At 74.5% G+C, this 1,632-nt stretch carries 2 protein-coding genes; both read right to left on the reverse strand.

Translation table 11 applies throughout. The features are described from left to right. The coding region (locus AB0C29_RS47330; protein ID WP_360834792.1) for an AAA family ATPase at positions 1-1,357 on the reverse strand (1,357 nt) is incomplete at its 3' end. Positions 1,358-1,364: 7 nt separating this feature from the next. Then, a partial coding sequence (locus AB0C29_RS47335) for a helix-turn-helix transcriptional regulator (RefSeq protein WP_360834794.1) occupies positions 1,365-1,632 on the reverse strand: 268 nt, incomplete at its 5' end.

Genomic DNA, 1,632 nt, shown 5'->3' on the forward strand with positions numbered 1-1,632 from the left:
CGACCGCCTCGCGGGTCGTCACCAGCACCGCCACCGGCCGGCCGAGCACCGCCTCACGCTGCTGGAACGCCGCCACCCGCTGCAGGTAGTCGGACTGGTGGATGCCGGTGGCCTGGAGCAGCTCGTCGAAGCCGTCGAGCAGGATGACCGGCATCGCGCCGCCGGCCGAGCGGGCCAGCTCCGCCCAGGCCACGGTCTCGCCGACGGTGTCGCGCAGCGCCTGCTCCACCTGGTCCTGGATCTCCGCCTCGGCGCGCACGTCGCGCAGGGCGACCCGGACGACCAGGAAATCCGCGGCCGGCAGCCGGGCGGCCAGGATCCGGGTCAGCGAGGACTTGCCGGCGCCGGGCTGGCCCAGCAGCAGCATCGGGACGTCCGCCGCCTGCGGGGTGGTCCCGGTGGTGGCCAGGAAGCCGGCCAGGTCGTCGCGCGGCTCCGCCTGCCACCAGTCCGGCTCGGCCGGCCGGGACCCGACGCCGGCCACCTGGACCCGGAAGCGCGGATCGATGTAGGCCGCGCCCAGGACGGGCATGATCAGGTCGCCGGCGTCGCCGCCGAGGATGGGGCGGTCCAGCTCCGCCCGGTACGCGGCGGCGAGGGCGGCGCGCAGCCGTACCGGGTCGCGGCCGGAGGTGGCCCGCAGCAGGTCCTCCTCCAACGCCCGCAGGCCGCGTGCCGCCGCCCGGTCCTCCAGCCGGCGCATCCAGATCGCGAACTCGGGCAGCTCGGCGGACAGCCGGCGGGCCGCCTCCTCGTAGCGGTCAAGAGCGCGGTCCGGCAGCTCGCTGGGCAGCAGACTGTCGACCCGGCGCTGGGTGCGCACGTCGGAGTTGTCCCAGACCGCAAGGCGGCCGAGGTGGTCGACCATCTTCAGGGCCAGCGTGTCGTACCAGTCCTGGAGATCGCTCAGCAGGTCGTCGTAGGTGCGGTCCGGCGACGGCACCGGGATGGTCCCGGCGAGCAGCCGGCCGGGCCAGTCACCGGTCACCTTGGTGCCCACGGCCAGCATGATCTGCTCGTCGCGGGCGAAGCCGGGCGTGGCCATGCCGGCCGTGCCGAGACAGTCGTCGAGCGCTTCGAAGAACGCGGTGACCACCAGGACCCCGTGGGCTGCTTGCAGCCGCATGCTGCGGTCGTAGCGGCTCAGGCCGCGTACCGTCTCGGTCAGCCTGCCGGCCACCAGGTGGCCGAGCCGGATCGCCTCGGCCTTGGCGTCGAAGAGGCTGAGTGCGACCTCGCTGCCGCCGGCCGTGGCCAGGCTCAGCGCCCCGCCGAGCAGGTTGTCCGCGACCGTGACCAGCGGACTCGACCCGCCGAGCAGCTTGACCGCGCTGGCATACGTCAGACCCTGCGGCATCCGAACACTATGGACCATCGCGCAGGGCGGCGGCCAGTTCCCGTCGGGAGCCGAGGCCGAGCTTGCCGAAGACCTTGCGCAGGTGCCACTCGACGGTGCGCGGGCTGAGGAACAGGACGGTGCCGATCTCCGGGTTGGTGCGTCCCGCCGCGGCCAGGCGGGCGATCTGGGCCTCCTGCGCGGTCAGCTCGGCGCGGGCGCCGGGGACACGCTTGTGGACGGTCTCGCCGGTGGCGACCAGCTCGCGCCCGGCCCGGTCGGCGAAGCCCTGCGCG

It is taken from the genome of Actinoplanes sp. NPDC048791 (assembly GCF_040650095.1).
Lineage (GTDB): Bacteria > Actinomycetota > Actinomycetes > Mycobacteriales > Micromonosporaceae > Actinoplanes.